This is a genomic window from Staphylococcus sp. HMSC14D10 (genome assembly GCF_001808125.1).
Lineage (GTDB): Bacteria > Bacillota > Bacilli > Staphylococcales > Staphylococcaceae > Staphylococcus > Staphylococcus haemolyticus.
Window position 1 is genome coordinate 34,082 of sequence record NZ_KV792258.1, and the last position, 591, is coordinate 34,672.

Consider the following 591-nt stretch of genomic DNA (forward strand, 5'->3'; position numbering starts at 1 on the left):
TTCCTCCATTTTGCTTTTCTTTCATGATGTCAATCACTTCGTTAATGACTGTAACAGATAGTTGAGCGACCTTGATCCAGTTCATATTATTCTCCTCCTTTTTGTAATAGATGACGTTCATCGATAATCGTATTTTTAGTATCTGTAAGGTATAGAAAGTCCATATCAAAATGATCCAGATAACCAATACTGATGAGTTGGTTATTGGAATACATTAGAAATGGATAGATACTTAGCTCATGTAGCTCATTATTATAGTAGGTATAAGTTTCAAGTGTAAGATGCGCAAGTGGGGTATGGTCTACAAAGCGAGTAGGAAGTATGTTTTCTGCTGCGTCTTCTAACGCTTCACATTCCCATGCTTCATTGTTAGATAGTTGGAATAGACGAGTTATATATTGTTTGAGTTCTTGAGTGATTGTTTCCATATCATTGCCTCCTAGATAGTGTGATAGTGATGTAGTTCATATACATCATTGAGATAATATATATTTGATTTGTCATTTATTACGAATCCCGGTGGGAATAAGAAAAAATTCCATATAAAAACCCGTGATAAACGTTGGTGTAACAAGGAAATCCCGGAATCCC

Annotated in this window: 1 protein-coding gene; it reads right to left on the reverse strand. The window is 35.0% G+C overall.

Going from position 1 to position 591, the window contains the following annotated elements:
• Nucleotides 1-86 precede the first annotated feature (86 nt).
• On the reverse strand, nt 87-428 hold the full coding sequence (locus tag HMPREF3134_RS08010) for an SAUGI family uracil-DNA glycosylase inhibitor (RefSeq protein ID WP_070442060.1): 342 nt from the start codon (nt 426-428) through the stop codon (nt 87-89).
• Nucleotides 429-591: the final 163 nt, after the last annotated feature.